Below are 20,588 nucleotides of genomic sequence, written 5' to 3' on the forward strand. Positions count from 1 at the left end.
ATTTGATTAGTTTGGGGGAACGAATCTGGGGCATACGTGCGCGTATTTTTAGCCAGTCTTTTTAGTGTGGGTGACTACCTGATTCACGGTAAAGGGGAAGGATGGTTCCAGATGACAGAAACGAAAGAACACTATAAATTACATAAATCCGGAAAGCGCTGGGTCGCGATCTTGGTGACTACCGTTAGCGTTGGTGTCGGCCTCGCCAGTCAGTCGCACTTTGTGAGTGCAGCGGTGACAGGAGATGCCACTGGCGAGCCGCAAGTGACGGCCACTGATCAAGATTCGCCTGCCGCTGCTGCAGCGACGGCAGCTGATCAGGCAAAATCAACAACGACGCCAGCGGCATCAACTAGCCAAGCGCCGGCGCAAACGACGGCAACCAGTCAAGCTGCCACGCAGGCAGCGGCAAATGCACCGGTGGGCACGCCGGCAACAGCAACGGTGCCGGCAGCCACTGGTCAAGCTGATACACGACCGCAAAATACTGGTGAAACTGCCGCTTCTGAGGTCCAACGGACGGCGGTTTCACCAATTGCTGCGCCGACACCAGCACCGGAGCCAACGCCGACCACTAGTGCGACTGCGGCTAATTTAAGCATTAATCGCACAACGGTGGGTTATGGACAATCCACTGATCCGCTGAAGATCACGGTCAACATGACAGCAAATGCCGGGGATGTGTTCAAGATCACGGTTCCGCAGTCGACGGTGACGTTATCCGGCGTCGTAGCGGATAAATTCAGTTCCACGGCGATCGGTACCGTGAGCCAGGTGACCAATGCTGATGGCACCGTCACGATCACGGATACGATCAATCAAACCGGTAACTGGACGCAAGCTTTAGTCTATACCCCGCTGAATAATGCCCAGGCGTTAAAAAATGCCACGAAAAAAACGATCACGGCGCCAGATAATAAGCCCTATACCGCTACTGTGACTGTCAATGGGGTGGCGCAAACCAGTACGGTCAGTTTCACCGAAGATGTCGCACCAAAAGCGACGATCACTCCGATCACGCGGTTGTATCCTGATCCGACAGCCACCGCGACGGTGCAAGCCAATACGAATTATGTCTATCAATTTCAAGTCGATCAAACTAACGGGGTCCGCAATGATGACGCTGCCACGAAGCGGGTCAATGCGACCTTTAATCAAGCCGGTACGACGATCACGATCCCTGTACCCGCAGATTTTCAATTGGATGCGGTACTCACCCGCGAGCTCAACAGTTTTGGCCCGGATGATCATACCACGATCACCCAGCCAAACGGCAAAGGCGGCAATATCGTCATCACGGTACCAGCCGGTTCAACGGTGGATAATGCCGATCAACCGTACCGGCTGGCAGGCCAATACGTATTGCCAACTGGCGGGACTTTAGCGGATACCAAGGTGACCACACCGATCACGTTGACCCAAGATATGGGGTCGAGTGTTTTTAAAGCGCAATCGCCAACTGGGTACACCTGGTCAGATAACGTGGTCGCTTCAACAGCCGACCCTAACGCCAACACCCATGGGGTCACAGGCTATGCGATCAGTGCCGGCGGTAACAGCGGCAGCGATCCAAAACAATTAGTGCTGGATGATGATACGAGTGATGATCCAGCGCTGGTGGCAACGTTTGGGTTTAGCAGCATTTCTGCAGCTAATGATCCTGCCCCTACGCCGCTAGCGATCACGGTGCCAGATGGACTGGCGGTCACCGGGGTCAAGCTGCCGGATGCAGGAACGACGCTGACCCAATATTTGCCTGGGACGACGAGTTATCATTATGTGTTGACGTTAGCGGATGGCACCACTGAAGCAGGGGACCAAGCGGCTGGAGAAACGATCACGGCCGCTAATGGTGCGCTGATCACCAGTTTTACTTTGACGCCGAATTATCTGGCTGCCGGGGCAATTTCAGAACCCACTGGGATCGGTTTGGTCGGTAAATTGGCGGCTGCCTATCAAAACGGGGACGCGGTCAAAATTGGCGATAAGTTGGAAACGGCCATCAGTATCTTCGGCGGTGCGGCGAAAACCAGCTTTGTCCAAACGGTGAGCGAAGAGATCAATCAACCGGCGTTATATAATGCCCGCGGCAGTAACCAGCCTGGTGCCGTGGCGGATACCGAAGCGGTCAGCACCCAATCCGGCTCTGCTGGGAATGTCAATCAGATCTGGGAACCGATTTTCTATTGGGTCGTGGATAAGGCTTATACAGTCAAAGTAAACGCCCCAGGTGCTAAAGTGTCCAGCACGGATACGAATGATGGCACCAAGACGGTGGTGAAAATTGATTATACTGGAACGGGTTATTACAACACGAATGGTCAAGGCAACTTGGTCACCATCACGAATGCGCCAGATGCCTTAAACGGCACCTACCCGATCTTAGCCTATGTATCATCGTCGCGGACCAAGTTCCCAACGACGATTCCTGGCAGTTATACCGTGGTGCCAGCAGATTCACTTGATCAAACGGATGGCGATGCCAAAGCGGTCGCATTCGGGTATCGGCAGTGGGATATTTCGACGATTTCTGGTACCTATGCGGCGTATTTGGCCCAAGGTGATGATGCGACGGCTCAACAAACTGGAACCACAGACAAAAACAGTACCAAGCCGATGACGTTTTTCGCCAACGTGATCAATACCGCTGACGATACCGATAATACAGCGGTACTGGTCAATTTGCCGCAAACTGGTGACCGCCAAGGGTCGCAATATACGTTTAAACTCACAGGCCCAATCAGCTTGCCAGCAGAATTGCAACCAGCAGCCGCTGGCGGGGTCACGATTCCGCTTGATCATGCGCAAGTATTGTACTCAACGACAGCGACCGCGATCGACACCAGCAGCACCACCATTCCGACCACTGGTTTTGTGACCGCAGATCAAGTCACCAATTGGGATGACGTCAAGTCAGTGCTGTTGATGATCGGCACGATGCCTGCTAATACCACCACCGGTCGGATCGCACTGACTGGGACGGTTGACGCCAAAAACTTGCAAGCTGGTAAAACCGGCTATCTGCAAGCAGCGCTATATACTGCTGGGAGTACGCCAAATGTCACGGATAAAGCCAGTGCCATTACCATTACTGGCAGCTCGACCATCAAAGCCAAAGTACATTATCAAGATGCAACTGGTGATCATCTTGTCGACTTACCTGATTTGAAGCAAACCTTAGTGGACAATCAAGACACCCTCCCAAGTTTCCCAGATACGCTGCCAAGTGCTGACATTCCAGATGGCTATCAACAATCCGGCACCCCAACGTTTTACAACGAGGCCGGTGTCGCCCAAACGGGTATTCCGGTTGGCCAAACCATCACCGATGCTTTTGATGGCAGTTACGTCCAATACGAACTGACCGCCATCGCGACGAGTGTCACCGTGAAATTGGTAGATGTTGATACCGGGACACAGCTGGCGCAAACCGAAGCGACTGGCACGCCTGGGGATGCTGTTCCAACGACACAAGTCGCGATCCCTACTGGTTATCAACTGGTCAAAACAGTGGGCGATACGACCTTCCCGCAGTCTGGCCAGACTGGTGTGCTGACGCTTTATGTTGGCAAGGTGAACACGGATGGCTTTAAGCCAAAGACGGCCAATGTCGCCGTTGAATACACCGACATTGATACCGGCAAGATCGTGCGCGGCTTGATCAAAACTGGCAAGCCAGGCGAAACAGTGCCGCTGAACGCTGCCGATGTGCCGGCCGATTATCAAGTGATCAAGCAAACTGGGGATACGACCTTCCCAGCAGCCGGCGATGCCGGCAAGTTGATCATTTACATTGGCAAGGTGAACACGGATGGCTTTAAGCCAAAGACGGCCAATGTTGCGGTTGAATACACCGACATTGATACCGGCAAGATCGTGCGCGGCTTGATCAAAACTGGCAAGCCAGGCGAAACAGTGCCGCTGAACGCTGCCGATGTGCCGGCCGATTATCAAGTGATCAAGCAAACTGGGGATACGACCTTCCCAGCAGCCGGCGATGCCGGCAAGTTGATCATTTACATTGGCAAGGTGAACACGGATGGCTTTAAGCCAAAGACGGCCAATGTTGCGGTTGAATACACCGACATCGATACCGGCAAGATCGTGCGCGGTTTGATCAAGACTGGGAAACCAGGCGAAACCGTACCGCTGAACGCTGCCGATGTGCCAGCCGATTATCAAGTGATCAAGCAAACTGGGGATACGACCTTCCCAGCAGCCGGCGATGCTGGCAAGTTGATCATCTACATTGGCAAGGTGAACACGGATGGCTTTAAGCCAAAGACGGCCAATGTTGCTGTTGAATACACCGACATTGATACCGGCAAGATCGTGCGCGGTTTGATCAAAACTGGGAAGCCAGGCGAAACAGTACCGCTGTCTGATGCCGATGTGCCGGCCGATTATCAAGTGATCAAGCAAACTGGAGATACGAGCTTCCCAGCAGCGGGCGATGCCGGTAAGTTGATCATCTACATTGGCAAGGTGAACACGGATGGCTTTAAGCCAAAGACGGCTAATGTCGCCGTTGAATACACCGATATTGATACCGGCAAGATCGTACGCGGTTTGATTAAGACTGGGAAACCAGGCGAAACAGTGCCGCTGAACGATGCCGATGTGCCGGCCGATTATCAAGTGATCAAACAAACTGGGGATACGACCTTCCCAGCAGCCGGCGATGCCGGCAAGTTGATCATTTACATTGGCAAGGTCAATCCAGACGGGTTCAAGCGTCAAACCGTCAATGTGGCGGTTGAATATGTCGATGTCGATACAGGCGCTTTAGTCAAGGGCTTGATCAAAGCAGGTAAACCCGGCGCAACGGTGCCGTTGGACCCTGCAGATATTCCGGCAACCTATCATCAAGTTGGAATGTCAGGCAGTACCATTTTTACAGATGTCGATAGCAAGCTGACGATTTACATCAAGCAAGAGCACAGTACCTTGACGATTCGGTTCGTTGACATGAGCGGGCGTGAGTTGAAAACCGCAACGACTCAAGTCGGAGTGGTTGGCGAAGCGTTCAAAGTTGTGCCACCGGCTAATATCCGCGTCTACAAGTATGTCGGCTGGGGCTATGGGGCATGGCCGCTTGCCAATCTGAAAAATGATACACAAGTCGTCGGCACATGGACCGCTGAAGATCAGACGCTCACTTTTGTTTATGAAGGTAAGGCAGGAATTCCTGATGGCGGCAACCCGACAGGCAATCCAACTGGTAATCCGACCGGTAACCCGACAGGCAATCCAACCGGTAACCCAACCGGTAACCCGACTGGTAATCCGACAGGTAATCCGACAGGTGAACCGACAGGTAACCCGACTGGTAATCCGACAGGTAACCCAACCGGTAACCCGACTGGTAATCCGACAGGTGAACCGACAGGTAACCCAACCGGTAACCCGACTGGCAACCCGACAGGTGAGCCGACTGGCAATCCAACCGGTAACCCGACTGGTAATCCGACAGGCAACCCAACCGGCAACCCAACTGGTAATCCGACAGGCAACCCAACCGGGAATCCGACTGGCAACCCGCAACAATTGCCTCAGACAACGGTTGCTGATGAGACTGATCAGCAATCGTCTGGTCAGCCTTTGGCGCAACCGGCAAATCCTGCAGCGGCTGCTGGGTCGAAAGCCTTGCCGCAAACCGGCGAAGGCCAGGCAACTCAGGCGCTTTCGGCATTCGGGGTATTGCAGTCATTGTTAGGTTTGTCTGGTTTGATCGGGCGTAAGCGTCGCGAGGAGAAATAGAAATGGTCAAAAAGGTTGTCTCTTGACAGCCTTTTTGTTTGGTCTGATTCGCACTTACTAATCACTAGCAGTATACTAAACTCATGTCCACGAAAACATCGCGGCAGCGGCTCATAAGGCGCGTTTGAGCCGCCACGTGTGCAGTCAAAACTGCCTGCTTAGGCAAAAATCGATGACCAGTTTGTCACCGACCTATACCGTGGTCGTGCGCGTCTGGATCAGAGGATTGCAACCAAGTTTTCACTATGGTAGGCTAGACCAAGTCACGACCTATGCAGGGCCGCCCTGTTTTGGTATGATGATGTTAACAAGAAGGGGTTGAATAATATGTTTGACAACGTTGAGACCACTGGTCCAGTGACCTGCAGTTTCTGCGGGAAGTCCCAAGACCAAGTGAAGAAGATCGTTGCTGGCCCTGGCGTATATATTTGTAACGAATGTATCGAGTTATGCAAGCAAATCATCGATGAAGAGTTCAAAGAAGATGCGTACCAGAACCTGTTAGAGGTCCCGAAGCCAGCCGAGATCTTGAAGATCTTGAATGACTACGTGATCGGCCAAGATGCTGCTAAGCGGGCCTTGTCGGTGGCGGTTTATAACCACTACAAGCGGGTCAACCAGATGGAAGTTGCGGATAAAGATGATACTGAACTGCAAAAGTCCAATATTGCCTTAATCGGGCCAACCGGTTCTGGGAAGACTTTCTTGGCCCAAAGCCTCGCGCGGATCTTAAATGTCCCGTTTGCGATCGCTGATGCCACGACACTTACTGAAGCCGGGTATGTCGGCGAAGATGTTGAAAATATCTTGTTGAAGCTGCTGCAAAGTGCCGACTATGATGTTGAGCGCGCCCAAAAAGGGATCATTTATATCGATGAAATCGATAAGATCGCCAAGAAGTCAGAAAACGTTTCGATCACCCGAGATGTTTCTGGTGAAGGGGTGCAACAAGCATTGCTGAAGATCTTGGAAGGCACGATCGCCAATGTGCCACCTCAAGGCGGACGCAAGCATCCGCAACAAGAATTTATCCAGATCGACACGACGAACATCTTGTTCATTGTTGGTGGGGCCTTTGACGGCATCGAACAGATCGTCAAGAATCGGATGGGCGAAAAAGTCATCGGATTCGGCGCGAACTCTGATGAAGCCAAGGGCTATGATCCTTCCAAGTCGGTCATGCAACAGATCGTGCCTGAAGACTTGATGAAATTTGGGATCATTCCTGAATTCATCGGCCGGATCCCGATCATTGCCGCACTGGAGAAATTGACCGAAGACGACTTGGTCCGCATTTTGACCGAACCAAAGAACGCATTGGTCAAGCAATACCAAAAGCTGCTGTCGCTGGATGATACCGAACTGGAATTCACCAAGCCGGCCTTGCATGCGATCGCGCATCAAGCAATCGAACGCGATACCGGTGCGCGTGGCTTACGGTCGATCATTGAAGCGGTAATGCAAGACCTGATGTTTGATCTGCCAAGCCGCCCAGAAGTGGCTAAAGCAGTGGTGACTAAAGCCGCCGTTGAAGGCAAGGGGAAACCTGAAATGATCCTAGAAGACGGTCAAGAAGCCTCATAACCGCAAAAGCCAGCCGCTTGGGCTGGCTTTTTTCGTGCATCAAAAAAGCGTTGCGACAAAATGCATCGCAACGCCTCCGGACAGGTTCAGGCAACCATAATTGCTGGCTGAACTGTGTCACCACCAGGTTCACACTTGGACCCTCTGGTGTGCCTCTCGGCAGGCCAGGTCCTGTTGTGGAAGCCGATGGGATAGCCCTGCATGATTGCCACAGGGGTGCAAGCGTACCATCGCACCGGCGCCTCACTATCACCCACGTTCTAGAACCGTGGGGACATCGTAAGCCTGCGTCGTAAAGCACGATGACCGGTACTTGCCTGCCAGCTTCAACACACGCTGGCGTTATCGATTTCCACAACTTTAGTATAGCAGTTTTGCCACTGATTGCAAGCGTTTTCTTAACAAAAAATAACCGTAAGGGATCAATTAAACATCCTTATTATCGTATTAATAATTGCAGCGACACTGATCCTTGTCAGATCGTGCATTTTGCTAAATGTGAGTCAGATCTAACCAATCGAACATTGATTTTTTGATGTTGCGTTACGTGTTTGTAACTAGGTGCGGCTGGTGAGGTATGCTAAACTAGAACGGTGAGATTGGAGTTGAACCGAGTGAAAGTAAACAACGTAGAACTAACGATCAGTGCGGTGAGCGCCAAGCAGTATCCAGATACCGGCTTTCCTGAGATCGCTTTTGTCGGGCGCAGTAACGTCGGCAAGTCGAGTTTGATCAACAAGTTGATCGATCGCAAGGCCATGGCGCGGACGTCCAGTGTTCCTGGGAAAACCCAAACCCTGAATTTCTATTTACTCGAAGACATGTTGTACTTCGTGGACGTGCCAGGATATGGGTTTGCCAAGGTCTCTAAAGCAGATCGTGCCAAGTTTGCTGCGATGATCGAAGAATATCTGACCACCCGCGGTCAGCTGCGCGGGGCGGTCCAGCTCGTCGATGCGCGGCATGCGCCGAGTGCCGATGATGTCAGCATGTATCAATACCTCAAGTATTATCATGTAAAGACTTTAGTGGTAGGCACCAAAGTCGACAAGACTAGCCGCGCCAAACGCGCCAGTGTGATCAAGACGATCAAACAGACGCTTGATCTCAATCAAACCGATGAATTGATCTTATTTTCAGCAGAGACCGGTGAAGGCAAAGCGCAAGTCTGGAAGTGGCTGGAGCAAACGGCAGGCATTGGGGGAGAAGTTTAATGGAACTCAACGATTATCAAAAAGAAGCCAACAAGACGCTTGCTGGCAATGAGCATGTGTTGACGAATTTGGCGCTAGGGTTGAGCAGTGACGCCGGGCAAGTCGTTGACTCGATCAAGCGCTACACGTTCCAAGGACAAGACCTCAACAAAGAGAAGCTGCAACATGAACTCGGTGATGTGCTGTGGTATTTGTCGCAGATCGCGTTGTGGGCGGATATTGATTTTGAAGCCGTGGGCCAAGCAAATCTTGAGGCGTTGGCGAAGCGCTATCCGCAAGACTGATCAAAAAGGTGCCGCTGCCAGTTTTTGGCAAGCGGCACCTTTTTTGTGTCAAGCGTTGGCTACGCAGGCGTATTCGCGGCGTGTTTGAGTAAAAATGGCGCCAACAGCGTCGTGACGATGATCACGGTGATCATCACTGAATAGTCTTGCCGGCCTAGCAGGTGCGCTTGATAGCCGATTTGGGCGATGATCAAGGCCATTTCACCGCGAGAAACCATGCCGGCACCGACAAAGTACGCCTCTGACGGCGAAAAGCCAGCCAAGCGCGCGCCACCGCCAGCCCCCAGCAGCTTGCTGACGATCGCCGCGATGGTCAAGACGGCGATGAAACCAATTTGGCTGCCCATCCCCGCCAGCGACAGGCTCAAGCCGATGCTAACAAAGAATACCGGGATAAACACCGCGTAACCGATCGGCTCCAAGTGAGCGGCAACGGTATGGCGGGCAGTGGTTTGGCCGATTGCGATCCCGGCAAAAAATGCACCCACTGCCGCACTTAACCCCACGAGATCAGCGACATACGCCATGCCAAAGCACAAGATCAAGGCAATCAAGGTTTCGCCCACTGGCAAAAGCAGCGCCGCGCCAAGTTTAGCTAAGCTTGGCGCGATAAAGCGCACCACCAAAAACGTCCCCACAAAATACAGGGCTTGCGCGCCAAAGCGCAGGACTAAGGGGATGCTGGTGGCGGTTTCTGCGCCTAATGTCCCGACCATGAGGCTTAATAACACTACCGCTAACACATCATCGACCACCGCTGCGCCTAAGATCGTCGCACCGCCTTTGCCATCTAATCGGCCTAGTTCTTTCATCACCGCCACCGAGATCGACACCGACGTGGCTGCGAAGATGATGCCGACAAACAGGCTTTCTTGCCATGGCAGCCCAAAGGCTAACGCCACCAAACCAGTCAGTGCGATCGGGGCCATAATGCCGATCACGGCGACTAAGACACTGGGGCGCAAGTACTTTTTTAACAAGCCCAAGTCGCTTTCGATACCGGCCAAAAACATCAAGCAGATCACGCCGATCTCGGCAAAATCATGAATGAACGCAGTGGGCTGCAACCAGTTCAATAGTGCCGGCCCCAGCACGATCCCGACCACTAGCTGGCCGAGCACCGCGGGGATCCCTATGCGTGCACTCAGGTGGCCCACTAACGTCGTTGCCAGCAAGATCAAAACCAAGTTTCCTAAAAATGTCATTAAAGTCCTCCAGAATGCACGAAAAAGCGCCAAGAAAAATCTCTTTTCCGCCCCGAAAAGAGAAGTCCTTGGCGCTTTGCCAACCGCATCAATTTTAAATTGTACCCATAAGTATACCAATCACCACACGACTTGTCCAGAATGCGGGTCATCACGGACAGTCAGTGCTGGAACAGTAGGCGTTTTAAGCCGGGAAGCAAGCCGTAGTTTGTGACGATCTGGCCTTGATGATGCCTTGGATCGACGACGACTTTGATGACGGCGCTGGCACCTTCTGCCACGGGTCGGATAAAGGGACTTTGCCTGTGACCATTTAAGTCAGTTGAGACGCCGCCTGGCATCATCCCACAGATCTCAACGGGGAGCCGTTGTGCCTTAAAGCTTTGCGCAAAGAGCTTGATCATTTTGTTGAGCGCGGTTTTGCTGATGACATAACTGAACGGATGGAAAAAGCGGGTGGCGTTGACGGGGATGGTCAGGTTCACGATGCGGCCAGAATTGCGCTGCAATATTGGCGTGAACGCCTTGATCATGGCGAAAGTGCCGACAACATTGACTTGTAAGGCAGCTTGTAAGTCGTTGATCGCAGTGGCAAGCGGCGCTGCTTGCATGTCTGCGGCAATGCCGGCATTGTTGACCAATACCTTTAACTCAGGGTGCGCCTGGGCGACCGTCATTGCCGCAGTGTGGATCGTTTCAGGATCGTTGAGGTCGATCTTGATCCATTCAGCGATGATGCCTGCTGCTTGCAGTTGGGCGACCGCCGCTTGTCCGCGGCCTTGATCGCGAGCGCCTAAAAGGATCGTCCACCCTTTTTCACCAAGCTGTTGGGCGACCGCAAAACCGATGCCGCGATTGGCACCGGTGATCAAAACAGTATTTGCCATGTGTGCTTACCTGCTATATAAAATGTGGAAGAATGTCTAATGACACTAGTAAAGGATTGTATTTTTCCTTTCTTAGTTGTACATTCATTATTCTATTTGGTCCCGTTAACACCAGTATGCTTACGTCGGTAGTCACCTTGCAACATTGACTGGCTCTTGAACCTTTAGGACATAGCCTGCCCTTGAGCATATTGAATCAAGTTCTGTACGGCATTCTCGTCACGCTCAAGTTGAGCACCACAGCCGTAACAATGAAACTCGTGATGTTTCGTGCCGTGAAAGGCGTTACCTGTTAAGGTCAGTTTATCGTCACCGGTTTTCACCAACCCACACTGACTGCATCGCTGTGTGCTAGGGTAGAACCGATCAACTATAATCAGCTGGCGGCCGTACCATTGCGCCTTGTCTTTCATCAGCACTTTGAAACGTCCAAACAACGAGCGATGTAAATTCTTCGCCAATCGCTTGTTCATCTTCATATGCTTAACGTCCAAGTCCTCAATGGCAAGCGTGCCGTTGGCTTTCACCAACATCGTCGTAAACTTTTGCAAGAGGTCGTCTTGAATCCGTGTCACTTTCTGATAGGTTCGCTGCAACTTGGTTTTCGTTACGCGGTAATTGTTAGAGCGAAAGTGCTTGGGATTCGCCTGACGTTTACGGGCGAGACGCCGCTGGTACAAGGACACGCGGTGATACAAACTGACCAGTTGCTCGGTCAATCCGCGAATTGCAGACATTGCCTCACCATCGTTATAGACGAATTGACCAATGTTGGCATCAACGCCACATATGCGTGGGCTTTCCGGTAACGGCTCGGGTTTGGCCACATCGATGCTGAGACAAGCGTAATAGCCGTCAGCTTCTTTGACGATAGCAGCGAGTTTAATAGTCCCTGGCCAGCGTGGTTTCTCAGCCAAGCGGATGTCGTACCATCGATTACGATAGCCATGCGGTTTATCCAACCGCAACTTATCATTAACGACCATTGCTCTGTCGGTCTTAAAGCTGCAGCGACTACGCTTCTTCGACTTAAACCGTGGCTTACGATGGTCTGGCATCTCAGGGTTAAAGAAATTCGCCCAGGCATGCGCCAGGTCATGTACCGCCAATTGCAAGATCCGTGCTGAACGACTGTATTGCCAGTCTGCTTTGTTGTTAACTAACTCATTGCGGACTTGACGTTCGTTAGGCCGCGCCGTCTTATCTGCCAGCACTAGTGACGCGTCATACATGTCATTCCACGTGGCAAGCGCCTGATTGTAACAATAGCGGCGATAATCGCATGCTTGATCCAATACGCGGCGCATCGTCGCGTTCGGGTAGCACCGGATCTTGTGCGTTCTCAACATGTTTTCACCTCCAACTTGCTTATGGATATCATAGCAAATTAAGATAAGGAGGCCCTGTAAAGACATGATGAAAACCGTCATCATCTGTCCATGCATCGGTCAGCGATTTTTCACGAGTTTATCATTTCGCAGCACTTGGTCATTCTGCCTCCCACTTGATTACCGCAGAACGGCTAATTGCCACAAATTAACACATTACTCTACATTATCGATTACAGTTAATAACCTCCAAGAACCGCGCCAAAATGCGAGTCAAAATCATACCCAACTTAACAAATGCGTGAGCAAGCCGCTATCCCAAAAGACATAGATCCCGATCAGAATATAGCAAACCTTCATCAGCGGCGTACCGTAGCGATCCATCACTTGCGTCACCACAGGGATGTCCGCGATCAACTTCAGGATCAACACAACAAGAACGGTCAAGACGCCGATGAAGATCAAGGTCAAGCCAAAATGGGCAAGCGACTCACCGGCAAGCACTGGGAGAAAAATCGACAAGTTGCAGCCGGCACAAACGGACAAATAAGTCACCAACACAGTGACTATTGGCCCACCATGGCCTTTGGCAGCATCGTCATCATCATCGTCAGCACGCAGCGCCATGTAAATCGGCAAGATGCCTAACACCCCTAGGAGCCATTCTGGTAAGAAGGCGGCCAGTACCTTGCCAACCGTGAAACTTAAGGTCAACAAAATCAAGGTCCCCAGCAGATAGCCGAGCATCACCTGCTGGACACGGTATTTTTTTAATAGAAATAAGAGCATGAAGAAGAAATCTAAGTTGACACTGATAAAAGTCAACGTTAATAGCCAAAAATGCATGGTATCCCAACTTTCTGATTGCACAGCTGATTGTAGGCGATTGTGGCGGCACTGGCAAGTCACGCAAAAAAGCAGTGACTGAAAGTGAGCAAAAAGCGTTTTAAGAGCAGCCGCTTGTGCGCAGCCAACGAGATCCTTGTGCGTGTGGCTAGTATTACCATCCCTATATATAGATGTCAAGCCTACACATACACAAGATGTGGTGTAGGATGAAGGATGTAGTTTAAGAGATGGGGGAACGAGTTATGAGTATGACAATTAAATTATCACCGCAAGCAGTGGCCGCTGCCACCGCCACGCTCACACCGCACTGGGGACCATTGGGGTGGGTGACTTATAAGCGCACCTATGCGCGTTGGCGCGAGCCAGAAAAGCGCAGCGAAGAATGGGCCGAAACCGTGCAGCGCGTAGTAGAAGGCAATATCAACTTGGACCCGCGGTTGCAACAAGCGACCCCAGACTCCCCAGTGGTGGTGGAATTACAAGCCGAGGCTATGCAGCTATTCAAATTGATCTATGGCTTAGCGGCTACGCCAAGCGGGCGCAACTTATGGATCTCAGGCTCTGAGTATCAACAGCGCAACGGCGATGCCTTAAACAACTGCTGGTTTATCGCAGTGCGGCCGCAAGCTTACGGAGATAGTCATATTCAACCGTTTTATTTGCATCAAGACACCGTCGCACCATCGATGCCGTTTGCCTTTTTGTTTGATCAGTTGATGAAAGGCGGCGGCGTCGGATTTTCAGTCGCAAAGGCGAATGTGGCCCAAATGCCGGTGGTCGATCAGCGCATCGACTTGGCGATCACGATCAAGCATGATGCCAAAGCCTATGCTGAAGCTTTGCCAGCAGGCGCGGTTGATGCAAGCGATTATGAGGCTGCGCATGGCACTGAAGCAGCGTTGCGCTATGCGCTGCCAGATACCCGTGAAGGCTGGGTCGTGGCTTTAGCCGCATTGATCGATGCACATTTTCATCAGGTCAATCAAGCTCAAACAGCGCGCGTGGTGCTGGATGTTTCCAATATCCGCGAACGCGGGACGCGGATCCATGGCTTTGGCGGGACTGCTTCTGGCCCAGCACCATTGATCGAAATGCTGCTGGATGTCAATGATATCTTGAATCGGCGGGCCGGCACGCAACTTTCAGCTGTCGACTGCACGGATATTGGCAATTTAGTCGGCAAAGCCGTGGTCGCCGGCAACGTGCGTCGTTCCGCAGAGATCGCGCTAGGAGACAGCACCAATGACGACTTCATCACGATGAAGCAAGACAAAGAACAGTTGTATCACCATCGCTGGGCGTCTAACAATTCGGTGATCGTCACCAGTGCCTTTACCACTTATGAAGAAGTGGCCCAAGCCGTGGCGCAAAATGGCGAACCCGGCATGTTCAACTTGGAACTGTCGCGCAATTATGGGCGGCTGGTCGATGGTCAGCAGCCTGGCATCGATGGCGCTGTTGAAGGCACCAATCCTTGCGGTGAGATCTCATTGGCAAACGGTGAGCCGTGCAACTTGTTTGAAGTCTTCCCGACGATCGCCACTGCCCAAGGTTGGGATCTCAAGGAAGTCATGGCACTTGCTGCACGTTATACCAAGCGCGTGACGTTTTCGGCGTATGACTGGGAAGTCTCTCGCCGCGTGATCGCCCACAACCGTCGCATCGGCGTGTCTTTGTCTGGTTTGCAAGACTGGCTGTTGGCGCAATTCGGCCATCGAGTCGTCACCGGTTTTGATGCCCAAGGCCAAGCGCAATACGATCCTGAGATCATTCAAGCAGTCGATGGCCTTTATCACGCGGTCGTGGCAGCAGATGACGCTTATTCGCAACTGCTGCATTGCCGGCCATCTTTGAAGCACACGACAGTCAAGCCAAGCGGGACGGTTTCAAAACTGGCAGGCGTGTCTGAAGGTATGCATTTTCACTACAGCAATTATTTGCTCCAGCGGATCCGTTTCCAAGATACCGATCCGCTTTTGCCAGCACTAAAAGCTTGCGGCTATACGATCGAACCGGACATCTATACGAAAAATACCATGTGCGTGGCTTTCCCAGTGCAAGCGGCAAATGCCGATGACCCGTTGTTTGCCAGCGCAGGGAATGTGGCGATCGAAGAACAATTTGCCACTCAGGCATTTTTGCAAACTTATTGGTCTGACAATGCGGTTTCGTGCACGATCACGTTCCAGTCAGCAGAAGCTGACAAAATCGCCGGCTTGCTGCGGCAATACCGCCATACGATCAAGTCGACCTCACTGTTGCCATATGCAGGCGACGTTTATGAACAAGCGCCAAAACAGCCGATCACTAAAGCTCAATATTTTGCTGAAGTCGCTAAGATCACGGATGATGTTCAAGCCGTCTATGCCCGTTTGCATGGGCAAGAAGTCAAAGACCTGGAATTGGTCGGTCAAGAAGACTGTGCCACCGGCGCCTGCCCCATCAAATAACCAAAGCGAAGCAAGCCGCATTTAGGGGAGCGGGTAAGGCAGCGTGGCGCGTGATGGCGCCAGCCATCGCGTGACGCGATGACTTATCAGCCTCCCCGTTGGCTTGAGCAGCTAGAGGAGCCAAAGTAAAGCACCGCGGGTGCGGCATGTGACCAAGGCGGCCTAGGTGCGACTCGGCACGCGGCGTGACTGGGACGACTTAGACGCAATGCCGCAGCGGTGAGCAGCTAGAGGAAACCAAAGCGAAGGAAGCCGTATTTAGGGGAGCAGATAAGAGATGGCGCCAGCCCAAGCAAAACGCGTCCACAAGCACACCAAAAGGCGGGGTCGAGCGTGATGGCGGCCGCCGTCTTTTGCGTTGCCAGCCATTAGGGGCTGAAGCGCTGCACCGGACGTGGTAAGCTTAATCACAAATCAAACCATTATTGAAGGAGTATTAACTGATGACAAAATCACTGACACGCGGCTTGACCACTATCGCCGCAGTTTTCACATTGAGTGCCGGCTTAGCCGCTTGCGGCAGCCAAACCAAAGCCACCGCCAAGCCTGCTGCTAAGGCCAAGATCAAGCTGGTCGTGGGTAAAAAAACCCTCAGCGAGCAAAAGATCACCATCACCAAAAAAGAAACCGTGATGCAGGCCATGCAAAAACATTATCAGGTGAAAGTGAAAAAAGGCTTCATCACCTCAATTAACGGGCACCAACAAGACCCTGCCACGCAAACGTATTGGATGTATCGCGTCAATGGCAAAATGGCGGCTAAAGGCGCCAACCAGCTGACCGTGAAGAAAGGGGATCAGATCACATGGACCCTCGCTGCGACCAAGTAAGTCCGACTAGACGCATCGCGTTTTTGGCGGTAATGACGGCTTTGTGTGTGGTTGGCCGCTTCTTGTTTCAGTTCATTCCCAATGTGCAGCCGGTCACGGCGATCGTGATTTTTTTGACCCTGACTTATGGCGTCAGCACAGGGTTGATCGTGGCGATATTGAGCATGTTGATCACCAACTTATTTATGGGGATGGGGATCTGGACGCTGGCGCAGCTTGGCGCTTATGCGGCGGTGGTGGTGTTGACGGCCATGTTGGGGAAGCTTCCCGTGGTGCAGCACAAATTGCTTTGGCAAACCGGATTGGCTGCGGGGATGGGCTTTGTGTACGGCTTTTTTGTGAGCATCTTGCAAGCACCACTGTTAGGCGGCTTATGGCCGGCGATCGCTTATTGGCTCAGCGGCTTGTCATTTGACGCGCTGCATGCAGGTGGGAACTTGATCCTTTATCCCTTATTGGCGCCGGCATTGACGGCTGTCGTGCAACGCAAGGCAGTGTTTGGAGGCAAATCATGGTAAAAATCTACACGAAGCGCGGCGATGCCGGTCAGACGATGCAAACGACTGGCAAAATGGTTTCAAAAACCGATCCGCAGATCCAAGCACTCGGGGCGATCGATGAATGTCAATCATATCTGGGCGTCGTGGTGGCGCAATTAGTGCCAAAGCACAGCGCAAAACTGGCCCCGGAATTGCAAAACGTGCAGCGGACTTTGTATCACCTGCAAGCGGATATTGCCGTGCCTAGAGAGCACCAGATCACGCTGGCAGCCGTTACCCAGTTGGAGACTCGTATCGATGAAATCATGGCGCATACCCCGCGGATCAAAGGCTTCATCTTGCCAGGCGGCGGACCTGCAGGTGCGGGCTTGCAGTATGCCCGCACCTTGGCCCGCAAGGCGGAACGGGCGGTGGTGGCGTTAAGCGCTGGGCAAACACTGGCACCAGTGTTGCTGCAATACCTGAACCGGTTGTCCGATTACCTTTTTGCCTTAGCACTGCGGGCGAATTTTCTCGATGGGGTCCAAGAAGTGCCCAGCAAACCCAGTGATGCCACTCGGATCACTACGGTCACGCCAGAGTCGGCAGGGCAGTTTCGCTGATTTAGTCGACGGCATCTCCGTGGTAAACTGGAGTTAGAGGTGGCGCCATGAAGAAAACATATACTCTGATCTATAATCCTCATGCAGGCAAAAATGGCGCGACGGTGGCGGCGGATAGGATCGCCAAGCGGATCATCGCAGCTGGCTATCAAGTGCAAAAAGCGCCGACCACCCGTCCCGGAGATGCCACCGCGCTGGCGTTGGCCGCTCAAAGTGAAGTGGTGGTCGCCATTGGCGGTGATGGCACGATCAATCAAGTGGTCGCGGGCTTAGTCAAGCGCCAACACCCGCCGTTATTAGGAATCATTCCGCAAGGGACCGTCAACAACCTGGCCAAAGTGCTGCACATTCCGTTGTTGCCAGCGTTGGCGGTAGATGACCTATTAAATGGGCGGCCGCAGCCGCTTGATGTCGGGTTGGTCAATGACCGCGTGATGATCTCCACTTTAGCGCTTGGTGTTTTGGCCAACGCCGCGGTATCGGTCACGCAACAAGCTAAGCAGCGCCTGGGGCCGGTGGTGTATTTGACGCATGGGATGCAAAGTTTGGCCAAAAAACAGCACTGGCAATTAAAAATCACCGGTGGGGGGCAGACTTGGGAGCAAGACGCCGCTTTTTTGCTGGTCACGATGACCAATTCAGTCGGCGGTTTTCGCAACTTTGCCCCGCAAGCGCGCCCAGACGATGGGTTGTTTCATGTCTTTGTCGCGCCGCGGCTGACCTGGCAAAAGACGCTGCTGTTAGCGCCATATTTTCTCACCGGCAACTTCAGCAAACTGCCAGGCATGACTTATTTGCAAGCGTCAGCCTTGACCATCACCAGTGCTGATGCGCGTTTGCGCAGTCGCATCGACGGCGATCCCAGCGTGCGCTTGCCTTTGCATTTGCAAGTGGTGCCTGATAAAGTGCAGGTCTTAACGAAGCCGCAACTAACTGAACGCTTGGCCGATGCGGCCGGCAAGCTTGGACCGCATCTTGGATCGACTTCTGGCCACTAGGTTGGAGAAAGTTGATCATGGCTGTTTGCAAATATTGGAGGGAGATCAATGCGACACAAAACGCGGTGGCTGCTGGTGCTGGCAGCAGGGGTGCTGGTGCTTAGCCTCGGGTGGTATGGGTATTTTCATACCGGGCGCCGGGCCAATTTAGACGGCACCAATACGCAGGCGGCTTTAACGACGCAAAAGCAGTTTGACCAGCGGATCACGACGCTTTATCCGCATTTAAAACCCGCTTTAGATCACGATGCCAAGCCTGATACTTCTGTGATCCCGGGTCTGTTAGCGACTAAGACCTTGACGCTTGGTGCCCATGCGCATGTGGGGATCAGCAAGACGATGGATCCGCAAGGGTTGGCGTTGACCCCAAATTATTTGGTGATCTCAGCATACAGTCGCGACAAGCACTATCATTCCGTCTTATACTTTCTGGATAAACATACCGGCCGCTTGGTCAAGCAAATCGTGCTGCCGAGCAACTCACATGTTGGCGGGTTGGCTTTTGACCCTGTCAGCAAGCGCTTATGGATCACGACGGAAACAGTGGCGAAAAAAGCGTCGTTATCTGCCTATGATGCCGCCACTTGGCAGCAAGCTGACTTTGCTCAGCACCATACGGCGACCAAGTTCGACCATGTGATCACCATGCCGAATGTTTTGCGGGCATCGTTTATCACATACCACAACAATGCCTTATATTTAGGCTTTTTTGATAAAAATGCGCAAGGCAACTTCTTAGCTTTGCCGATGACCAAGCGCGGATTGCCGGAAAATCGCGGCGGGCGCAATGTGGTGCTGCGCGGCGACAATCAGCTTGGCCATTTTGCCACGTCCAAGCGTTTGCAAGGGGCGACGTTCTATCATGGGGAGCTGTTGTTTTCGCAGTCGTATGGGCCGAATCCTTCTAATTTGCTGGTGTTTGATAACGATGGGCAGCGTACCTGGCTGGATTTTGATGGGGATGACACGCTCAAAACGGTCACCATGCCACCGTATATGGAGCAAATCGCAGCTGATGGTGAGGATCTGTATGTGTTGTTCGAATCGGCATCGGCTAAGTATCGGCAGGCGGACTTAGAATTTCACGCTGATCGCGTGGTGAAACTGGATTTAGGCCAATTGCTGCATTAACCAGATGCCAAAAAGCGGCTGAGTCAATGAAGTGCAATAGAAAAGTTAGACAATTTAGATTTTGAATTATGCAACTATGGCTTGTTCCCGGTATTCTACTGGGGTCAAGCCATTTTTGTTTCTTGAAATTCTGACATTGTTGAACCAGTCTACGTAATCATTCACCAATTCACGCAGATCTGAAAGCGTGTTGATCTGATACCGATTTAGGCACTCACGTTTCATGAGGCTGAAGAAGCTTTCGATAGGCGCGTTGTCATGGCAATTTCCTTTGCGAGACATACTTTGCGTAATGTTCATGTCTTTGAGGCGTTGCTGGTAATCGGCCATTTGATACTGCCAACCCTGATCTGAGTGCAGAAGTGGTTTGATCCCATCTTTGAGATGATGCTCTAATTCGTCAAGTGATGCTTGAATCAAGGCCTTGTTTGGAGAAGCGCTAACGATGGACGCAAGCACTTCACGGCTAGCTTCGTCGGTGATTGATGAGATATATCCCCATTCACCATTGTAGAGTCGTACTTGCGTTACATCGGTATGGAACACTGTGAGTGGCTGTGTCGCTTCAAACTTCTGCTTCAAGATATTTGGCGCAATTAAGCCAACGTTGCCTTTGTAGGAGTGATATTTGGAAGTGTGTTTGGAGTAAATCACACATTTCAATCCCATGTCACTCATGAGGTGTCTAATTGTTTCTTCCGCGTAGTGCAAGCCGACTTTATCGGCTTCATCATGAATTCGGCGATACCCATAAGTCTCCTTAGAATCGTAAAAGCACTTTTTGATGAAGGCTTTGAGTTCGGCGTACTTATCAGGTTTCTTATCGCGTTTGAGCCGATCGTAATAAGTCGCTCGTGGTAAGCGGAGAGATTTAAGCAACTCGTTGAGGTCATATTGCGACCTTAACGAAGTCACGATACCAGCCTTTACTTTCGTAGAGAGTGTTTTTGTGAATTCTTCGTCAGG

Annotated in this window: 15 protein-coding genes; 10 read left to right on the forward strand and 5 right to left on the reverse strand. The window is 52.0% G+C overall.

All coding sequences use genetic code 11. The features are described from left to right. Positions 1–111 precede the first annotated feature (111 nt). From EKM91_RS00705 to EKM91_RS00720, 4 genes are all read left to right on the forward strand, one after another. Positions 112–5,760, forward strand: a complete 5,649-nt coding sequence (locus EKM91_RS00705) for an LPXTG cell wall anchor domain-containing protein (RefSeq protein ID WP_125748161.1) — start codon at positions 112–114, stop codon at positions 5,758–5,760. Between the two features lie 327 nt (positions 5,761–6,087). Continuing rightward, complete coding sequence (gene clpX / locus EKM91_RS00710; protein ID WP_125748165.1) at positions 6,088–7,344, forward strand: ATP-dependent Clp protease ATP-binding subunit ClpX; 1,257 nt, start codon at positions 6,088–6,090, stop codon at positions 7,342–7,344. Positions 7,345–7,958: 614 nt separating this feature from the next. Continuing rightward, positions 7,959–8,558: a ribosome biogenesis GTP-binding protein YihA/YsxC gene (gene yihA, locus EKM91_RS00715; protein ID WP_125748168.1), complete on the forward strand. Its 600-nt coding sequence runs from the start codon at positions 7,959–7,961 to the stop codon at positions 8,556–8,558. Continuing rightward, the gene (locus EKM91_RS00720; RefSeq protein WP_125748171.1) at positions 8,558–8,842 is read left to right on the forward strand and encodes a nucleoside triphosphate pyrophosphohydrolase family protein; all 285 of its coding nucleotides are present in this window, start codon (positions 8,558–8,560) and stop codon (positions 8,840–8,842) included. The genes yihA and EKM91_RS00720 overlap by 1 nt, the downstream gene beginning before the upstream one ends. Before the next feature lie 59 nt (positions 8,843–8,901). Here EKM91_RS00720 and EKM91_RS00725 read toward each other — a convergent pair whose 3' ends face one another. From EKM91_RS00725 to EKM91_RS00740, 4 genes are all read right to left on the reverse strand, one after another. Beyond that, complete coding sequence (locus EKM91_RS00725; RefSeq protein WP_125748174.1) at positions 8,902–10,047, reverse strand: cation:proton antiporter; 1,146 nt, start codon at positions 10,045–10,047, stop codon at positions 8,902–8,904. 161 nt (positions 10,048–10,208) lie between these two features. After that, positions 10,209–10,934 carry an SDR family NAD(P)-dependent oxidoreductase gene (locus EKM91_RS00730; protein ID WP_125748178.1) on the reverse strand — a complete coding sequence of 242 codons (726 nt, stop codon included), beginning with the start codon at positions 10,932–10,934 and terminating at the stop codon, positions 10,209–10,211. Between the two features lie 164 nt (positions 10,935–11,098). Beyond that, complete coding sequence (locus EKM91_RS00735; RefSeq protein WP_125748181.1) at positions 11,099–12,283, reverse strand: RNA-guided endonuclease InsQ/TnpB family protein; 1,185 nt, start codon at positions 12,281–12,283, stop codon at positions 11,099–11,101. A 258-nt stretch (positions 12,284–12,541) separates the two neighbouring features. Continuing rightward, entirely contained in the window at positions 12,542–13,108 is a 567-nt protein-coding gene (locus tag EKM91_RS00740; RefSeq protein WP_125748184.1) for a cadmium resistance transporter, read from the reverse strand. Between the two features lie 245 nt (positions 13,109–13,353). Here EKM91_RS00740 and nrdJ point away from each other — a divergent pair, with 245 nt between their 5' ends. The 6 genes from nrdJ to EKM91_RS00770 all read left to right on the forward strand — a co-directional run bounded on the left by nrdJ (position 13,354) and on the right by EKM91_RS00770 (position 19,622). Beyond that, a complete protein-coding gene (gene nrdJ, locus EKM91_RS00745) occupies positions 13,354–15,561 on the forward strand; it encodes a ribonucleoside-triphosphate reductase, adenosylcobalamin-dependent (RefSeq protein ID WP_125748187.1) in 2,208 nt (735 codons plus the stop codon). Between the two features lie 443 nt (positions 15,562–16,004). Continuing rightward, entirely contained in the window at positions 16,005–16,391 is a 387-nt protein-coding gene (locus tag EKM91_RS00750; protein WP_125748190.1) for a DUF4430 domain-containing protein, read from the forward strand. 32 nt (positions 16,392–16,423) lie between these two features. Continuing rightward, positions 16,424–16,909: a hypothetical protein gene (locus EKM91_RS00755; protein WP_225419419.1), complete on the forward strand. Its 486-nt coding sequence runs from the start codon at positions 16,424–16,426 to the stop codon at positions 16,907–16,909. After that, on the forward strand, positions 16,903–17,493 hold the full coding sequence (locus EKM91_RS00760) for a cob(I)yrinic acid a,c-diamide adenosyltransferase (protein ID WP_125748196.1): 591 nt from the start codon (positions 16,903–16,905) through the stop codon (positions 17,491–17,493). The genes EKM91_RS00755 and EKM91_RS00760 overlap by 7 nt, the downstream gene beginning before the upstream one ends. Positions 17,494–17,540: 47 nt before the next feature. Further along, positions 17,541–18,491 (forward strand): diacylglycerol/lipid kinase family protein, encoded by a 951-nt coding sequence (locus EKM91_RS00765; RefSeq protein WP_125748199.1) that lies wholly within the window; start codon positions 17,541–17,543, stop codon positions 18,489–18,491. Positions 18,492–18,539: 48 nt separating this feature from the next. After that, a complete protein-coding gene (locus EKM91_RS00770) occupies positions 18,540–19,622 on the forward strand; it encodes a YncE family protein (RefSeq protein ID WP_125748202.1) in 1,083 nt (360 codons plus the stop codon). A 66-nt stretch (positions 19,623–19,688) separates the two neighbouring features. Here EKM91_RS00770 and EKM91_RS00775 read toward each other — a convergent pair. Next, the coding region (locus EKM91_RS00775; RefSeq protein ID WP_125748205.1) for an IS3 family transposase at positions 19,689–20,588 on the reverse strand (900 nt) is incomplete at its 5' end.

This window comes from Lacticaseibacillus baoqingensis (genome assembly GCF_003946165.1).
GTDB lineage: Bacteria > Bacillota > Bacilli > Lactobacillales > Lactobacillaceae > Lacticaseibacillus > Lacticaseibacillus baoqingensis.

Excerpts from the sequence above, each read along its gene's own strand:
- EKM91_RS00705 (WP_125748161.1), top strand. The coding sequence starts at position 112 with ATGACAGAAACGAAAGAACACTATAAATTACATAAATCCGGAAAGCGC.
- clpX (WP_125748165.1), top strand. The coding sequence starts at position 6,088 with ATGTTTGACAACGTTGAGACCACTGGTCCAGTGACCTGCAGTTTCTGC.
- EKM91_RS00720 (WP_125748171.1), top strand. The coding sequence starts at position 8,558 with ATGGAACTCAACGATTATCAAAAAGAAGCCAACAAGACGCTTGCTGGC.
- EKM91_RS00725 (WP_125748174.1), bottom strand. The coding sequence starts at position 10,047 with ATGACATTTTTAGGAAACTTGGTTTTGATCTTGCTGGCAACGACGTTA.
- EKM91_RS00730 (WP_125748178.1), bottom strand. The coding sequence starts at position 10,934 with ATGGCAAATACTGTTTTGATCACCGGTGCCAATCGCGGCATCGGTTTT.
- EKM91_RS00735 (WP_125748181.1), bottom strand. The coding sequence starts at position 12,283 with ATGTTGAGAACGCACAAGATCCGGTGCTACCCGAACGCGACGATGCGC.
- EKM91_RS00740 (WP_125748184.1), bottom strand. The coding sequence starts at position 13,108 with ATGCATTTTTGGCTATTAACGTTGACTTTTATCAGTGTCAACTTAGAT.
- nrdJ (WP_125748187.1), top strand. The coding sequence starts at position 13,354 with ATGAGTATGACAATTAAATTATCACCGCAAGCAGTGGCCGCTGCCACC.
- EKM91_RS00750 (WP_125748190.1), top strand. The coding sequence starts at position 16,005 with ATGACAAAATCACTGACACGCGGCTTGACCACTATCGCCGCAGTTTTC.
- EKM91_RS00755 (WP_225419419.1), top strand. The coding sequence starts at position 16,424 with ATGACGGCTTTGTGTGTGGTTGGCCGCTTCTTGTTTCAGTTCATTCCC.
- EKM91_RS00760 (WP_125748196.1), top strand. The coding sequence starts at position 16,903 with ATGGTAAAAATCTACACGAAGCGCGGCGATGCCGGTCAGACGATGCAA.
- EKM91_RS00765 (WP_125748199.1), top strand. The coding sequence starts at position 17,541 with ATGAAGAAAACATATACTCTGATCTATAATCCTCATGCAGGCAAAAAT.
- EKM91_RS00770 (WP_125748202.1), top strand. The coding sequence starts at position 18,540 with ATGCGACACAAAACGCGGTGGCTGCTGGTGCTGGCAGCAGGGGTGCTG.